This window comes from Nocardia sp. NPDC059236, assembly GCF_042754085.1.
Lineage (GTDB): Bacteria > Actinomycetota > Actinomycetes > Mycobacteriales > Mycobacteriaceae > Nocardia.
Genome location: NZ_JBHZAF010000012.1, coordinates 183,549 through 198,293, shown reverse-complemented (window position 1 = coordinate 198,293; position 14,745 = coordinate 183,549). Strand labels below are relative to the sequence as shown.

Annotated in this window: 13 protein-coding genes and 1 pseudogene; 8 read left to right on the top strand and 6 right to left on the bottom strand. The window is 70.3% G+C overall.

What is annotated here, in order from left to right; genetic code table 11:
* Positions 1-86: 86 nt before the first annotated feature.
* From ACFXIV_RS29380 to xylB, 5 genes are all read left to right on the top strand, one after another.
* Positions 87-2,477: a PEP-utilizing enzyme gene (locus ACFXIV_RS29380; RefSeq protein ID WP_379398862.1), complete on the top strand. Its 2,391-nt coding sequence runs from the start codon at positions 87-89 to the stop codon at positions 2,475-2,477.
* A gap of 170 nt (positions 2,478-2,647) precedes the next feature.
* Positions 2,648-3,562, top strand: a complete 915-nt coding sequence (locus ACFXIV_RS29375; protein ID WP_354834944.1) for a tyrosine-protein phosphatase — start codon at positions 2,648-2,650, stop codon at positions 3,560-3,562.
* A gap of 103 nt (positions 3,563-3,665) precedes the next feature.
* Complete coding sequence (locus tag ACFXIV_RS29370; RefSeq protein ID WP_379421351.1) at positions 3,666-4,670, top strand: glycoside hydrolase family 172 protein; 1,005 nt, start codon at positions 3,666-3,668, stop codon at positions 4,668-4,670.
* A gap of 103 nt (positions 4,671-4,773) precedes the next feature.
* Positions 4,774-5,784 carry a zinc-dependent alcohol dehydrogenase family protein gene (locus tag ACFXIV_RS29365; RefSeq protein ID WP_379398864.1) on the top strand — a complete coding sequence of 337 codons (1,011 nt, stop codon included), beginning with the start codon at positions 4,774-4,776 and terminating at the stop codon, positions 5,782-5,784.
* A 17-nt stretch (positions 5,785-5,801) separates the two neighbouring features.
* Entirely contained in the window at positions 5,802-7,190 is a 1,389-nt protein-coding gene (gene xylB, locus ACFXIV_RS29360) for a xylulokinase (protein ID WP_379398865.1), read from the top strand.
* On the opposite strand, the gene ACFXIV_RS29355 is transcribed toward xylB, so the two are convergent.
* On the bottom strand, positions 7,181-7,351 hold the full coding sequence (locus ACFXIV_RS29355; RefSeq protein ID WP_379398866.1) for a ribbon-helix-helix protein, CopG family: 171 nt from the start codon (positions 7,349-7,351) through the stop codon (positions 7,181-7,183). The genes xylB and ACFXIV_RS29355 overlap by 10 nt on opposite strands.
* Positions 7,352-7,441: 90 nt before the next feature.
* Between ACFXIV_RS29355 and ACFXIV_RS29350 the strand changes: the two genes are divergently transcribed.
* Both ACFXIV_RS29350 and ACFXIV_RS29345 read left to right on the top strand, forming a co-directional pair.
* Entirely contained in the window at positions 7,442-7,606 is a 165-nt protein-coding gene (locus ACFXIV_RS29350; protein WP_379421350.1) for a hypothetical protein, read from the top strand.
* A 28-nt stretch (positions 7,607-7,634) separates the two neighbouring features.
* Positions 7,635-8,270, top strand: a pseudogene (locus ACFXIV_RS29345) (PLP-dependent transferase); the annotation flags it as partial.
* A 3-nt stretch (positions 8,271-8,273) separates the two neighbouring features.
* On the opposite strand, the gene ACFXIV_RS29340 reads toward ACFXIV_RS29345, so the two are convergent.
* The 4 genes from ACFXIV_RS29340 to ACFXIV_RS29325 form a co-directional block, all read right to left on the bottom strand.
* A complete protein-coding gene (locus tag ACFXIV_RS29340) occupies positions 8,274-8,933 on the bottom strand; it encodes a TMEM175 family protein (RefSeq protein WP_379398867.1) in 660 nt (219 codons plus the stop codon).
* Between the two features lie 34 nt (positions 8,934-8,967).
* Positions 8,968-10,443, bottom strand: coding sequence for an FGGY-family carbohydrate kinase (locus ACFXIV_RS29335; protein ID WP_379398868.1), 1,476 nt, complete (start codon positions 10,441-10,443; stop codon positions 8,968-8,970).
* Between the two features lies 1 nt (position 10,444).
* Positions 10,445-11,863, bottom strand: coding sequence for an L-fucose/L-arabinose isomerase family protein (locus tag ACFXIV_RS29330; RefSeq protein ID WP_379398869.1), 1,419 nt, complete (start codon positions 11,861-11,863; stop codon positions 10,445-10,447).
* A 111-nt stretch (positions 11,864-11,974) separates the two neighbouring features.
* A complete protein-coding gene (locus ACFXIV_RS29325; protein ID WP_379398870.1) occupies positions 11,975-12,814 on the bottom strand; it encodes a glycosyl hydrolase family 32 in 840 nt (279 codons plus the stop codon).
* A 58-nt stretch (positions 12,815-12,872) separates the two neighbouring features.
* Here ACFXIV_RS29325 and ACFXIV_RS29320 point away from each other — a divergent pair, with 58 nt between their 5' ends.
* Positions 12,873-13,964, top strand: coding sequence for a winged helix DNA-binding domain-containing protein (locus ACFXIV_RS29320; protein ID WP_379398871.1), 1,092 nt, complete (start codon positions 12,873-12,875; stop codon positions 13,962-13,964).
* Between the two features lie 34 nt (positions 13,965-13,998).
* Here the strand turns inward: ACFXIV_RS29320 and ACFXIV_RS29315 are convergent, their stop codons facing one another.
* Entirely contained in the window at positions 13,999-14,742 is a 744-nt protein-coding gene (locus tag ACFXIV_RS29315) for a succinate dehydrogenase/fumarate reductase iron-sulfur subunit (RefSeq protein WP_379398872.1), read from the bottom strand.
* Positions 14,743-14,745 lie beyond the last annotated feature (3 nt).

Here is a 14,745-nt window from a genome sequence, read left to right as displayed (position 1 = left end):
TGTGACCCGTCACCACCCGTTGCACTGGGGATGGTGTGTGAACGGCGTCACTGTGGTTGGGGATGCCTGCACGAGGAGGAGAGTCAATGCGGATTCTGGTCACCGGTGTCACCGAGCCGAGCGGCCGTGCCGTGGCGCGCATGCTGCTGGCGGCCGGCCACGAGGTGGTCGGCCTGGACCGGCAGCGGCACCGCTACGTGGACCCGCGGGTCGAGGTGATCGTCGGCGATCTGTCCGACGCCCAGGTCTGCGCGCGGGCCGTGGCCGGAGTCGACGCGATCGTGCACCTGGCAGGTCCGGCGGTGGCGGCAATCGCCCAGGCGGCCAAGGATTCCGGTACGCGCCTCGTGGTTCCCGTTGCGGCGGGCGGCGATTCGAGTGTCGAGAAGATCGTGACCGGCTCCGGCGCGGACGCGCTCATCGTGCGCACCGCGCTGGTGGCCGGCCGGCGCATCGACCGCGGCAGCTGGCGCGCGCTGGAGAGCCTGACCGGCGCCGGCAAGGGCAGCATCCAGGTGCTGCACTACGACGACCTGGAGCGCTTCCTGGTGCTGGCGGCGCTGTCGCAGCGCGGCGGCGTGGTCGAGCTGGCCGCGCCCGGCAACGTGTCGAGCGCCGAGGTGAAGCGCATTCTCGCCGACGCGGGCGTGAAATACGGTGCGTGGCTGCCCAAGTCGTCGGCGTCGCAGACCCCGGTGGACGCGAGCGCCGCCCGCGAGGACTGGGGCTTCCGCTACGGCTGGACCGCCACCGAGGTGATCGCCGACGTGGCGCGCGCCCTGCACGGCCGCAAGAGCGGCGGCTCCGGCATCCGCGCTCGCCGTGGCTCGATTCCGCTGCCCACCCACGTGGTACCCCAGAACGCCCCGACCTCCGACGGCTACGCGCTGAAATCGGCTGCGCCCGAAGGCCTGCAGGGCGAGTTCGACGACATGGTCGACGACCGCATCCCGGTCTACACCGCCACCAACACCTCCGAGGCGCTGCCCGGCCCGCTCACCCCGCTGACCATCGATCTGCAGGCGGGCGCCATCCGGCTCGGCAACGAGGCCATGGGCCACATGATCGCCATCGAGGGAATCGCGCTGGAGCACTGGGTGTCCCGCGTGACCAGCGTGCTCGGCCACAGCGTGTACATCAACGCCTCCATCGGCGTCTTCTCCGCGCAGAACATGCCCGGCTGGGACGAGGAGAGCGTGCGCCGCGACGTCTACGGCACCATCGGCGATGTCGAACTGCACCCCAAGGGCCGCCCGGCCATGCCGGCCGGCCTGGCCGCCCGCGCCGGCACCTTCAAGGCCATGGGCCGGGTCGCCGCCACCGCGCTCGGCTTCAGCAAGACCGCCGAGCACATCAATGCCGCCTCGCACGCGGAAGCGATGACCCGCGACCAGATCTCGGAGCTCACCGACGAGCAGCTGCACGCCCGCGCCCTGCTCTGGCGCGACCGCCTCAACCAGGCGTGGCAGGCGGCCTCCATCGGCGTCATGATGACCGGCGCGGCCACCGCCGCCCACAAGGGCGAGGTCAAGATCGACCTGAACCGCCTGGAGTCGGCCAAGACCATGCTGGCCGTGGAGCGGCTGGCGGCCCTGTGCCGCAAGGACGCCGGACTGCAGACGCTGGCCAAGACCGGTGACGTGGCGGCCGCCCGCGAGAAGTCGCCGGAGTTCTCGCAGGCCCTCGACCAGGAGCTGGCCCGGATCGGCCACCGCGGCCCGGGCGAGTGCGAGCTCATCAACGCCACCTTCGGCGACCGCCCCGAGCTGCTGGTCACCGCCGCCGGGCGGGCCGCGGAAATGCCCGCGCCGCACCGCGAACCGGTGCCGGAGCCGACCAGCCGCACCGCCAAGATGGCCGTCGGCGCGACCGTCTACCGCGAGCGCGCCCGCGACGCCGTCGTGCGGGTCACCCACTGCCTGCGCCTGGCCACCCAGGAGCGGGCCGCGCGCCTGGTGCACGCGGGCAAGCTCACCGCGATCGAGGATTCGGCGTTCCTGAACCTCGACGAAATCCTCTGGGCCCCGGCCGATCTGCAGGAGCGGGTGGCGCGCCGCCGCGCCGAGCGCACCCGCTTCCAGGCCATCCGGATGCCCGATGTGGTCAACGGCCCGTGGGCTCCGGAGGAGATCTCCGGCGCGATCGCGGTCGGCGACACCATCTCCGGCCTGGGCGTGAGCCCGGGCGTGGTGGAGGGCACCGTCAAGCGCGTGCTGACCCTCGACGACGACATCGAGCCGGGCGACATCCTGGTGGCCGCGGTGACCGACACCGGCCACACCGCCATGTTCGGCTACGCGGGTGCGGTGGTCACCGACATCGGCGGCTCGGCCTCGCACGCCGCCATCGTGGCCCGCGAGTTCGGCGTCCCCTGCGTCGTCGACACCAAGACCGCCAGCACGGCGCTCCAGGACGGCCAGCGCGTCCGGGTCGACGGCGCCGCCGGAACCATCACGCTGCTGGCCGACGCGGAATAGCTCGGCCGGCAACCGCACCGTGCCTCGGGCGCGCTCCCGCGCTCGCGCCCGAGGCCGGTCGGTCATGCCCGGACCCGCGGGGCCCGCGCCGTATCCGGCAGCCGGGCCCGCGTCAGAAGCCCGGACCGGGACACCCCACCACCCGGTCCGTGACCGAAAGGAACCCCCTAGTGACGATCTCGCGCGCCGTACGCGGCACACTCACCGGTGTAGCCGCCGCGCTCATCGCCCTCACCCCGATCGCCGTCACCCCGGCGCTCGCGGCGCCCGTCCCGGTGCTACAAACGCCCAAGGGCGCGTCACTGGACCTGCCGTCCGCGCCGAATGCCCGGGACCTGAGTGGCATCCCGACACAGGGCGGCGGGGGGAAGGTCAAGGACGGTTCGGTCTTCCGCTCCGACGCGCTGAACAAGCTGAGCGACGCCGAGCAGCAGCAGCTGGTGTCGGCGGGCATCGTCGAGATCATCGACTTCCGCAGCCCGACCGAGCGCGGCCAGAACCCGGACAAGCTGCCGGCCTCCATCCCGGAGAAGTCGCTGCCGGTCTACGACCCGAACAACGACTTCTACCTGTTCTTCGCCAAGGCCGTGCAGGGCGGCCCGGCCGTGCAGCAGCAGTTGCTCGGTGACGGCAAGGGCCATCAGTACATGGTCGACTACTACAAGTGGATGGTCACCGACCCGACCGCGCGCTCGCAGTTCAGCGCCGCGGTCAAGGAGATCGCCAACGCCAACGGCCCGGTGCTGTTCCACTGCACCGCCGGTAAGGACCGCACCGGCTGGATGTCGGCCATCCTGCTGAGCGCCCTGGGCGCGCCGAAGGGCCAGATCTACAACAACTACCTGGCGTCCAACGACAACCTGGCCGCGTCGAACAAGGCCACGCTGGACGGCCTGGTCGCCAAGGGCCTGGTCACCGATCCGTCGCTGTTCGAGCCGGTGCTCGGCGTGGACCGCGACTACCTGGACGCCTCCTTCGACGCGGTCCAGCAGAGCTTCGGCTCCTTCGACAACTTCCTGTCGCAGGGCCTGGGCGTCGACGACGCGACCGTCGCCGCGCTGAAGTCCAAGCTGGTCGGTAAGTAAGCAGTTCCCGGGATGCCGGCGCCGTGTGTGGGACGGCGTCGGCATTCGCATGTCCGCCGCATGTCCGCTTCACATTCGTGATCGACATGCGAAAATTCGCATGGTGCACGAGATCTGGCAGCTGGACGGGCGGCGCACCCGCTCCGTGAGCGCGGAGAACCCCACCGGCGAGGCCGGCGGGGGCGGGCGCGCCATCTCCGGAACCGGGGCCTTCGCGGCCGCGGGGCTGGGACGCGGGTGGAAGGTGTCGCCGTCCATCGATCTGCCGCCCGGCGAAACCGCCACGCTCGCCGACCTTTCCGGGCCCGGCGTGATCCGGCACCTGTGGCTCACCACCGATCGCGCGCTGCTGCGCGACTTCACCCTCCAGATGTATTGGGACGGTTCGCCCGAACCGGGCGTCGCGGTGCCGCTGGGCGACTTCTTCTGCAACGGCTGGGATCAGCTGGCGCTGATCAATTCCGCCATGGTGGTGGTCGCGCCCGCCGGCGGGCTGAACAGCTACTGGCCCATGCCCTTCCACACTCGCGCGCTCATCACCCTGCACAACGGGTCCGAGCGGGCCGCGCCGGTGTACTACCAGATCACCTATCTGGAGGAGGAGTTACCCGGCGCCGCCGGGTATCTGCACGCCCGGTGGCGCTGCTCCGATCCGCTGGGCAACCCGGCGGAGCATCCGATCGTCGAGATCGACGGCGGTCCCGGACGGTATGCCGGGACGTATCTGGCCGTGCAGCCGCGGGCGGCGGGCTGGTGGGGCGAGGGCGAGCTGAAGTTCTATCTCGACGACGACACCGAATTCCCCACCCTGTGCGGGACCGGCACCGAGGACTATTTCGGCGGGGCCTGGAATTTCGAGCTCGACGGCGCTTATCAACCCTACTCCACCCCCTATCTGGGCATGCCGCAGGTGTTGCCGCCGCATCGAATCTACGAACCGAACCAGCGATTCGGCATGTACCGCTGGCACATTCCCGACCCAATCTGTTTCGACCACGGCCTGCGCGCCACCGTGCAGGCGCTGGGCTGGCGCGCGGACGGCCACTACCTACCGCTGGACCAGGCGCATGTGGCCTCCACCGCCTTCTGGTATCACGCCCTCCCCTGATCCCCCGCGTGTCCCCGTAACGATTGCGGGAAAACAGAAAGATTGCGATTGCTATTGCGTAAAACGCGTCGAGCGGGTGGCACGCGGGTGCATGGTTATTGCTATGCGCGCCTTGGTGGTCGAGAAGCCCGGACAGTTCTCGGTCGAATCCGTGCCGGATCCTACTCCGGGCACCGGTGAGGTAGTGATCCGGGTGGATGCGGTCGGGATATGCGGTACCGATATCCATATCGTGGAGGGCGAATTCCCGCCCACGCCCTATCCGATCGTGCCGGGCCACGAATTCGCCGGGGAGGTGGTGGCGCTCGGCGCGGACGCGGCCGGGGTGCGGGCCGGTGACCGGGTGGCGGTGGATCCCTCGCTGTTCTGCGGGCGCTGTCACTACTGCGCGATCGGGCGCGGCAATCTCTGCGAGAACTGGGGCGCCATCGGCGACACCGTGGACGGCGCCATGGCCGAGTACGTGAAAGTGCCCGCCGCCAACTGTTATCGGCTGCCCGGGCATGTGCCGCCCGCGCACGGCGCACTGGTGGAACCACTCTCGTGCGCGGTGCACGGATTCGACGTGCTGCCACGGCGACTCGGATCGCACTACCTGATCTACGGCGCGGGCACCATGGGGCTGCTCATGCTGCAGCTGGCCATCGCGGCCGGCGCGGCCTCGGTGTCGATGGTGGACACCAATGCCGACCGGCTGGCCACCGCGCGCACGCTGGGCGCGGACGCGGCCACCGTGTCCGCCGAGGACATGGACCGGCCCGAGGGCTGGGAGATCGTGATCGATTGCAGCGGAACGGTGGCCGCGATCGAGGACGGGCTGTCCCGGGTGCGGCGCGGCGGCACCTACCAGCAGTTCGGGGTGGCGCCGGCGGCGGCGCGGGCGAGCATCTCGCCGTTCCGCGTCTACAACGACGAGATCACCATCGTCGGCTCCATGGCCGTGCTGCACAGTTTCGGACGGGCCGTGGACCTGCTCGGTGAGGGCGTCATCGACGCCGACACCGTGATCACCCACGACTTCGCACTCGACGAATTCGGCGATGCCCTGCAGACCTTCCGCGCGGGCACCGGACGCAAGATCCAGCTGCATCCCGGACGGGCAGCGGCACGATAGAGGGTGGTGGCTGGCCAATGACGGTCGTTGCCGGAGTGGACTCGTCCACTCAGTCCTGCAAGATCGTGGTGTGCGATGCCGATACCGGAACGATATTGCGGCACCGCCAGATTCCGCACTACGACGGGACCGAGGTGCCGCCGCTCATGTGGTGGGAGGCACTGCGGGCGGCGTGTGATCGCATGATGCGCGATGTGGAGGCCATCGCGGTGGCCGGGCAGCAGCACGGACTGGTGGCGCTGGACGCGGCCGGGCATCCAGTGCGGGATGCGTTGCTGTGGAACGACACCCGGTCCGCGGAGGCGGCGACGCAGCTGGTGGACGAGCTGGGCGGGCCGCAAGCGTGGGCGGACGCGGTAGGGAGTGTGCCGCTGGCCGCGCACACGGTGGCCAAGCTGCGCTGGTTCGCCGATCACGAACCCGAGCTGGCCGACCGGACGGTCCGGGTCCTGCTGCCGCACGACTATCTGACCTGGCAGCTGCGCGGCGGTGATCCGGCCACCGAGCCGACCACCGATCGGGGTGACGCCTCCGGCACCGGGTACTGGTCACCGGCCGCGGGCGCCTACCGCCCGGATCTGCTGGCGCTGGCCTTCCGCGGCCGCAGTCCCGCGCTGCCGCGGGTGCTGGCGCCCGCCGAGATCGCCGGGCACACGCCGGGCGGGCGGCTGGTGGCGGCCGGCACCGGCGACAATGCCGCCGCCGCACTGGGTTTGGGCATCGCGGAGGGGGATGTGGTGGTCTCGCTCGGGACCAGCGGCACCGTCTTCACCCGCGCCACGCACCCCAGCGCCGATCCCTCCGGCGCGGTGAACGGGTTCGCCGACGCCACCGGGGCGTTCCTGCCGCTGGTGTGCACGCTCAATGCCGCCCGGGTGCTGGACGCGACCGCGATGCTGCTGGGCATCGATGTGTCCGGCCTGGAGGTGCTGGCCGCCCAGTCGCCCGCGGGCGCGGACGGTCTCACCCTGCTCCCCTATCTCGCGGGTGAGCGGACCCCGAATCTGCCCTACGCCACCGGCAGCCTGCACGGCCTGCGCCCGCACACCATGCGTCCGCACCATCTGGCCCGCGCCGCCATCGAGGGCATGCTCTGCAATATCGCCGAGGCCCTGGACCGCCTGCCGACGGTGCCGAATCGAATCCTGTTGATCGGCGGGGCATCCCGGTCCCGCCTCATCGCGCATGCCGCCGCCACCATCTTCGGCCGCACCGTCACGGTGCCCAATCCGAGCGAATACGTCGCCCTCGGCGCGGCCCGCCAAGCCGCCTGGGCCCTGCGCGGCGGTCCCCGCCCGCCCCGCTGGCCCGCCCCCGCGGGCACCGAATTCCATGCTCTGGCAGTGGGGATCGGCACCGCTATTCGCCAGCGCTACACCGAGATACGCGACACCTACTACCCGTAAACGACCGGACCGTCGGACAGATAGTCGTCCCAGGTCTGGTGCCGGGTGATGTAGGTCCGGATGGCGTCCCGGGCAATGTCGTGTTTCGACCGCCCCTCCGTCGCCGCCTGCGCACTCAGCGCAGCTTCTTCGTCCTCGCTGAGCCGCAAAGTCCATGCCACCGCGAATTCATACCACCCCCGCGCAACCCTGTCTGCCGAACGGTTGACCAGTTGGCAACCATCACATGACCGGCGGGTAGCTCCGGGGCCGTGCGACCGGCCGCGATTGCGCTCACGGCGAGCGTAACCATCGTCGGTACCGGTGGCCGGGTCGTAGCTTCACGCGGTATGACAACCGAGCTGAGCACTCCGTTGAACGACATCGTCGAGGCGACCGGCCGGGCCGTGGCCGAGACCACCCTCGTCACCCAGTAGGAACACGTCCCCAACCCACCGGAGGCCCGCGGCCATCGCGGGCGTGATCGTGGACGGCGGCGCCTTCGATTGGCGCAGTGGCCGTTTCCCCGGATTCACCGAGCCCGACCCGAGCTACCACGGTGTGGTCTACGCCGATCTCGGCGCACCCGCCTACGCGCTCAAGGCGCGGGTGCAGCTGCTGCGTGATCTGGGCTCGGCCATCTCGCCGTTCAACGCCTTCCTCATCAGCCAGGGCCTGGAGACCCTCAGCCTGCGCCTCGAGCGGCACGTCGCCAATGCCCGGGCGGTGGCCGAATTCCTCACCGAGCGACCCGAGGTCACGGCCGTCTCGTATGCGGGCCTGCCGTCGTCACCGTGGTACGAACGCGGAAAGCAGCTGGCCCCCAGGGGCGTCGGCGCCATCATCGGCTTCGAGCTGGCCGGCGGGGTCGACGCGGGCAAGCGCTTCGTCGAAGCCCTCACCCTGCACAGCCACGTCGCCAATATCGGCGACGTCCGCTCCCTCGTCATCCACCCCGCCTCCACCACCCACTCCCAGCTGACCCCCGAGGAGCAGCTCGCGGCGGGCGTCACCCCCGGCCTGGTCCGCCTGGCCGTGGGAATCGAGGGCATCGACGACATCCTCGCCGATCTGCGCGCCGGATTCGCCGCCTCGCAGTAGCCCTCAGAAACGATCGAACGGGCGAATCGGCGGGGAGACAGCCGAATTCACCTGGAGTGCGATGATCAGCCCGATGCTCAGGTAGGTGCTGGTCGGGCAGAGGGCCACCGCCGCCGCATACAGCAGTTGCACGATGCCGATGCGGCGGCGGATGGCCGTCAGGTCCTCGGGTCCGGTGTGCTCGGCGAGCAGACCGGCGCGACGCGCATAGCGGAGCGCGGCGAGCTGGACCAGGCCCAGATACAGCAGGTCGGCCCAGTACACCAGCAGGGCCAGGCGGGACTGGGGGAAGGCGGCCAGCAGCGCGGTGGCGAAGGGCACCAGGCAGATTCCGAACAGGAACATGAGGTGGATCCAGGTGAGCGAGCGGTCCGCCCGGTCCATGAGGTTGAGCTGGGTCTGCTGGCCGATCCAGAACATGCCGAGGGTGAGGAAACCCAGCAGGCAGATGAGGAACTGCGGGCCCACGTGGGTGAGGGCATGCCAGACCAGTTGCTCGTCGGAGACCGCGCCCGCACTCCACAGCGAGCGCTCGTGCCACGCCTCGCCCGCGGGCACGTGCAGATCCAGCACCAGCAATGTCATTGCCACAGCGAAGATTCCGTCGCTGAGCGCCCCGAGGCGGCCGAGGTCCTGCGCCGCGATGCGGTGATATCGAGTCATCCACCTGCCCTTCCCCGCCGGACCCTAGCGGGTGTCACGGGGCGGCGCGGTGTTGCTCCCGGGCGAGGAAGTGGGCGGTGGCTCTCGTTGCGTCGTAAAGGGATCGGTAGTGGCGGTAGTACGGGGCGTAGTGGGCGGTGACCGACGGGTCGGGTTCGACCGTGGTGATGATCGGGTTCCAGGCGGCGGTGTCCAGGCCCAGGGATTCGGCGGCGAGCAGGGCGTCGCCCAGGGCCGCACCGACCGTGTCGGCCGGAAGCTGCTGGGGCAGGCCGGTGATGTCGGAAACGATGCGGGTCCACAGCCCGCCCTTGGTGCCGCCGCCCACGGCCACCAGCCGGGTGGCGGGAGCCCCCGCGGCGGCCATGGCCTCGAGGTTGTGCCGCACGCCGTAGCCGATGCCCTCGAGGACCGCGCGGTAGAGGTCGGCGCGCTGGTGGGTGACGGTGAGACCGGCGATCACGCCGCGGGCGTCCGGATCGAACAGGGGCGTGCGTTCACCCGCGAAGTAGGGCAGCACCAGCAGCCCGCGGCTGCCGGGCGGAACGTGGGCTGCCTCGTCGACGAGTTCGGAGAAATCGCCGCCGGTGAGGGTGCGCAGCCAGTCGGTGATCGCGCCGGAGGTGGCCATGCCGGCGGCGGACGTGTAAGTGCCGGGCCAGGTTCCGCAGGTGGTCCACAGGCCGGGCTGGGGGCGGGGGCCGGTCAGCACCTGGATGAGGAACATGGTGGTGCCGTACATGATCATGCAGTCGCCGGGGGCCCGGACGCCGACACCGGCGGCCTCGGCCCAGGCGTCGATGGTGCCGGTGGTGACCGGCAGCCCGGCGGGCAGGCCGGTGGCCGCGGCGGCCTCGGCGGTGACCCGGCCGACTATCTCGGTGGGCCAGGCCAATTCGGGTAGTCGCAGGCCGGGTGCGACGGATTCGGCCCAGTCCACGGCCCAGTCGCGGGCCATCAGGTCGTACATGGGCACGCACTGGCTGGCGGATTGATGGTCCAGGACGTAGCGGCCGGTGAGGCGATGGACCAGAAACGAGCTCGCCATCAACAGCATCCGGGTGGCCCGCCACACCTGCGGCTCGTGGCGGATGAGCCAGCGCAGCTTCGGCCCGACCGCCTGACTGGTGAGCGGCGAGCCGCAGCGCTCCAGCACGGTCTGTGCGCCCAATTCCGCGTTCAGTTCCTCGATTTCGTCGCCGGCGCGCGTGTCGACCCCGTAGAGGATGGCGGGCCGCAGCGGACGGCCGGCGGCGTCGGCGGGCAGCAGGCACGGCCCGATGCCGCTCACCGCGAGCCCCTCGAGGGGTTCGCCGTCGGCGGCCGCCACCAGTTCGCGGGCGATGGCCGCGAAGTCGGCCCACCAGACGGTCTCCGCGTCGTGCTCCACCCAGCCCGGGCGCGGCGTCGAAACCCGGTGCGGTCGTTCGGCTCTCATCGCGACCGTGCCCGCGTGGTCGACCAGGACGCCCTTGGATCCGGAGGTACCGATATCGATGCCGAGGAACATGTCAGCTCGCCCGGCTGAACTCGTCGAGCGTGACGTCGAGCAGTTCGCAGGCCGCGCGGACGGTGGCGCGCTGGTCGCCCGGCACGGCGTGAATGTGATTGGCGCCGAAGCGGGACAGGAAGTCCCCGGCGTCGGCGTCCAGGCGGGCGAAGGCGTGCGGCCACTCCCAGGTGGACTGTTTCATCAGCGATTCGTTGGTGGCCGGGTCGTAGGTCTCGAACTCGCCGAGCATCAGCTGCATGCGGTAGGCGCCGTCGCGGCGGGTGAGCCGGGCCAGCGTCATCTGCCCGGGCGCGGCCAGGTGATGCACCGACGCGCCGCCGGCCGGGAAGAAGAACACCTCCGGATACAGGTGCACCCGGGCCAGATTCTCGGCCGGATCGTCGCTGCGCGCCGCGTACCAGGTGGCATGCTGGCCGGAATTGCACAGATCCCAGATGTCGCGGTCGGCGTGATAGTGCCGGACATCGGCGAAGAGCACCGGCGTGCCCGCGATCTGCTTGAGCAGCTGCATGGTGAGCGCCCCGTCCATATCCGCCTCGGTGGCGCACACGTGGGGCTGTTTGGGCCCGTTCCAGTCGTAGGGGTCGTTGAGGAACGCCTCGGTGATGTCCATGGTGGCGAAGTACTGGGTGAGCTCCGGCTGTCCCTTGATGCCGGAGAAATCCAGCCGCCATTCCGCGATCAGATCCCGCATGGCCAGGTACGAGCGCAGCTGCCGTTCCAGCAGCTCAGGCGTCAGCTTGCCGCCGTCGTAGTGGACCCCGGCGGTATTGCGCTCCAGCCATTCTCGCGCCGCCCGGGCCTCACCGGCGTCGGCGAGTTCGGCCCGGCGCACGATCTCCCACTGGTCGATCTCCTCGACATCGATGCCGAACGCCCGCTGCCACTGATCGGTATTGGCGACCGCGGTGTTCATGCCCATGGGCCGCCCGCCGATGCGCCCGAAGGTGCTGCCCCGCAGGCCGGCCACCGCCGCCGCACCGCGAGCGCGTTCCCCGATGGCCGCGATCAGGTCCGGATCCGCGGGATCGCCCCACAGCCGGGCGTGCGCGCGGCCGATCTGATCCAGCGCGCCGCCCGCAGCCAGCATGCCCACCATGCCCGGCTGCACCGGGTCGATATTGGACAGCAGCAGCAGCGGCCCGCGCAGCGCGCCCGCGACCAGCATGGTGAAGTGCGGGAACGCCCACACCGCGTAGTGCAGCACGGTCAGGTCCACCCCGGCCGCCTCCACCTGCCGGGCCACCCGCACCGCCTGGTCGTTGCCGCCGATGGGTTGCACACCGCGAATCACGGTGTGCCCGGCCGCGGTCAGCTCGGTGACGAGCCGGTCCTCCGCGGTCCGGATGAATCCGACGATGCCGCCGTGCACATAGTCGCGGCCGTCGGAAAGACTGATCACGCCGATTCGGGCCATACTGCCTGCCTCCCCGCACTGGGTGGACTCTCGACTCCGTTCAGAATTCCAGTTCAGGCCGCACGCCACGCCCGAAATCGGATTTTCGGGGTGAACGCGGGCCGGGCTTCCTCAGCGTGGGAAGTGCAAGCGGGCCAGCGCGACTCCGCCCTGCGCCCAGCCCGCGTGGGTGATCCAGAGGGCGTCCTCGTGGGTGATCACCTCCGCCGCGTGGGCGGGCACGTGCCCCACGCGGCCGGACGCGTCGAAGTGAAAAGGGTTGTCGCCGCGGAAGATCTCGGTGCCGACATAGCCGGGGCGCGGACCGATCAGCAGATACCAGGCGCCGGCGTGGCGGAGCACGAACGGCGATTCGGTATTGCCCGCGCCGGTTCCGGTCGCCGGGTCGGTGTAGGCGATGCGGCGCTCGCTCCAGTGCACCAGGTCCGGGCTGGTGCGGTAGGCGACGACGTGGTTGCCGCCGGTGGGGGCGCTGGTCGCGCAGTAGTACATGACCCACTGCCCGGCCACCTGCAGCACCATGGGGTCGCGGGCGTCGTAGCCGTCGCGGAAGACCGGGCCGCCCGGATGCCGGGTCCAGTGGAACAGGTCGGTGGAGGTGGCCAGGCCCATACCCGTTGCGGTGCGGTCGGTTCCGCCGCCGTCGAAGAACATGAAGTAGGTGTCGCCGTCGCGCACCACGAAGGGGGCCCACAGGTGGGTCTCGCCGCGCTCGCGGTCCACCGTCAGCGCGGCCGGATACTTGGTCCACGGGCCGTGCGGGTCGTCGGCGGTGGCGTGCGCGAACTCGGTCTCGTCGAAGGGGTCGGCGGGCTCGGGATGGGTGATGCCGAACAGGTGCCAGCGCCCGCCGGCGTCCTGGATCAGGGTGTGATCGTTGATGTACCAGCACTGATCCGGCCCGCTGGGGTCGTAGATGTGCCGGAACTCCCCCGCCGTCACCGTGCCCATAACCGCCCGTCCTCCATATAGGACCTGATCTGTCCTAGTTCAATTCGACAATGGACCCATGCCGGAACTCTCGCTGCGAACCCTAAACCGCACGCTGCTGCTGCGTCAGAAGTTGAACGAACGGGTCGCCATCCCCGCCGCCGAGCTGGTCCGGCATCTGGTCGCGGTGCAGGCGCAGGAACCGAACTGGCCGTATGTGGGGCTGTGGTCGCGCCTCACCGATTTCCGCCACGAAGATTTGAGCGCGCTGCTGCGTGATCGAACCGTGGTGCGCGCCACCACGATTCGCCGGACCGTCCACCTGACGGACGCCCAGGACTACCGCTGGCTGTACCCGACGGTCCGCCCGGCGATCGAGCCCACGCTCCGCTCGGTGTATCTCCGGGATGCGGTCGACGGCCTCGATATCGCCGAATTGGCCTCGGCCGGAACGGAACTGCTGACCGGCACCACCATTTCCCGCCGCGACCTGGGCAAGCGGCTGTCCGAACGCTTCCCGGGCCGTGAACCGCGCGCCCTGGTGCACGCGCTCGGCATCATCCACCCGCTGGTACATGATCCCGCGGCGGGTGTGTGGGGCGCGTGGCGCGGCCGCTCGGTCTCGGTGTCGCCGGCCGCGGAGGCGATCGGCGCGCCCCTGGCCGACGGCCCGCGCCCGGAAGCCCTCATCCGCCGTTACCTGGCCGCCTACGGCCCGGCCACCGCCGCCGACATCCAGGAGTTCGCGGGCGTCACCCGCCTGGCAGCGGTGATCGCCCGCCTGCGCCCGGAACTCCGTGTCCTGCACGATGACTCGGGCCGCGAACTCTTCGACCTCCCGGACGCCCCGATCGCCGACCCCGAACTCCCCGCCCCCGTCCGCTTCCTCCCCGCCTTCGACAATGCCTGCCTCGGCCACCGCGACCGCAGCCGCATCATCAGCGACGCCGACCGCGCCCGCATCGCCAAGATCGCCTCGGGCGGCGTGCCCATGTATCTCGTCGACGGATTCGTTCACGGCCGTTGGGATCTGGACGGTTCCACGATTCGGATCACGCCCTGGCATTCCCTCACCCGTGCCACCGGGGCCGCTGTCCGCGACGAGGCCGAACGCCTGCTCCCGCTCGTTGTGCCCGGTGAAGAAGGCAAGATCATGATCGAGGCGCGCTGATCGGATCTCTCTCCGGCGTGGCCACATCAGGGGATCAGCGGGCCTTTCTCGCAGCGCGGAGGAAGTCCCTGTTCAGGCGGCCGATGACGTCCTGCGGGATTTCCTTCGGGCAGGCCAGGGTGCATTCGCCGGTGTTGGTGCAGCCGCCGAAGCCCGCATCGTCATGGGCTCCAAGCATGCCGACGACGCGGGAGTGGCGCTCCGGCTGTCCCTGCGGCAGGAGGCCGAGGTGGGTGACCTTGGCGGCGGTGAAGAGCATGGCCGAACCATTGGGGCAGGCGGCCACGCACGCGCCGCAGCCGATGCATTCGGCAGCCTGGAAGGCCAGGTCGGCGTCGGGTTTCGGGACCGGGATCGAGTGGGCCTCGGGTGCGGCGCCGGTCGGCGCGGTGATGTAGCCGCCCGCCCGGATGATCCGGTCGAATGCCGAGCGGTCGACCATCAGGTCCTTGATGACGGGAAAAGCCTTGGCCCGCCACGGTTCCACGGTGATCGTGTCGCCGTCGGCGAACTTCCGCATGTGGAGCTGGCAGGTGGTGGTGGCCTGCTCCGGGCCGTGCGGAGTGCCGTCGATGACGAGTGAGCACGCGCCGCAGATGCCCTCGCGGCAGTCGTGGTCGAAGGCGATCGGCTCCTCACCGGCGCCGGTGAGCCGTTCGTTGAGGACGTCGAGCATTTCCAGGAACGACGCGTCGGGCGAGACCTCCACGCCGTAGTCGACCATCCCGCCCTTGTCGCGGGAATTCCGCTGCCGCCAGATACGCAGGGTGAGTTTCATTCT

What these genes read in the sequence shown, in the direction of transcription:
- ACFXIV_RS29315 (WP_379398872.1), bottom strand. Translation starts at nt 14,742, where the DNA reads ATGAAACTCACCCTGCGTATCTGGCGGCAGCGGAATTCCCGCGACAAG.
- ACFXIV_RS29320 (WP_379398871.1), top strand. Translation starts at nt 12,873, where the DNA reads ATGCCGGAACTCTCGCTGCGAACCCTAAACCGCACGCTGCTGCTGCGT.
- ACFXIV_RS29380 (WP_379398862.1), top strand. Translation starts at nt 87, where the DNA reads ATGCGGATTCTGGTCACCGGTGTCACCGAGCCGAGCGGCCGTGCCGTG.
- ACFXIV_RS29330 (WP_379398869.1), bottom strand. Translation starts at nt 11,863, where the DNA reads ATGGCCCGAATCGGCGTGATCAGTCTTTCCGACGGCCGCGACTATGTG.
- ACFXIV_RS29325 (WP_379398870.1), bottom strand. Translation starts at nt 12,814, where the DNA reads ATGGGCACGGTGACGGCGGGGGAGTTCCGGCACATCTACGACCCCAGC.
- ACFXIV_RS29340 (WP_379398867.1), bottom strand. Translation starts at nt 8,933, where the DNA reads ATGACTCGATATCACCGCATCGCGGCGCAGGACCTCGGCCGCCTCGGG.
- xylB (WP_379398865.1), top strand. Translation starts at nt 5,802, where the DNA reads ATGACGGTCGTTGCCGGAGTGGACTCGTCCACTCAGTCCTGCAAGATC.
- ACFXIV_RS29365 (WP_379398864.1), top strand. Translation starts at nt 4,774, where the DNA reads ATGCGCGCCTTGGTGGTCGAGAAGCCCGGACAGTTCTCGGTCGAATCC.
- ACFXIV_RS29335 (WP_379398868.1), bottom strand. Translation starts at nt 10,443, where the DNA reads ATGTTCCTCGGCATCGATATCGGTACCTCCGGATCCAAGGGCGTCCTG.